Origin of the sequence: Streptomyces sp. WM6386, from assembly GCF_000972385.1 — a bacterium.
Lineage (GTDB): Bacteria > Actinomycetota > Actinomycetes > Streptomycetales > Streptomycetaceae > Streptomyces.
In genome coordinates this window covers 1-376 of sequence record NZ_JXTE01000606.1, presented here as the reverse complement: position 1 = coordinate 376, position 376 = coordinate 1, and the positions used below count along the sequence as shown (strand labels likewise).

Here is a 376-nt window from a genome sequence, read left to right as displayed (position 1 = left end):
CAACGCCTCGCTGCTGGCGGCCCGGACCGTACTGGCAGGCATGCGGCCCGCAGTGGCGATCACGATGGTCGAGCTGGGACTGACGCTGCCCGGGCTGCGTACCGCCCTCACCACGGAGGCGGCCTTGGACCTGCTGGCGCGCCGTACTTCGGCGGCCGACCTCGGTGGATCGCCTCAGGAGCATCCTTGATGCCATCCTCCACAGCCGTCGAGGCGAGCCTGCCGATCCGTTCCGACATGGATCTCGCCTGGGTGCGCCAGCATGTGCGGCAGGCCGCCGGAATTCTGGGCTTCGGTCTGGTCGCGCAGACCAAGCTGGTCACCGCCGCCAGTGAACTGGCCCGCAACACGCTGGTGCACGGCGGGGGCGGCCGGA

The 376-nt window shown here is 70.5% G+C and carries 2 pseudogenes; both read left to right on the top strand.

Going from position 1 to position 376, the window contains the following annotated elements:
• Nucleotides 1-190: pseudogene (locus tag TN53_RS42900) on the top strand (anti-anti-sigma factor); the annotation flags it as partial.
• Nucleotides 190-376 (top strand): annotated as a pseudogene (locus TN53_RS42895) (anti-sigma regulatory factor); the annotation flags it as partial. The pseudogenes TN53_RS42900 and TN53_RS42895, both read left to right, overlap by 1 nt.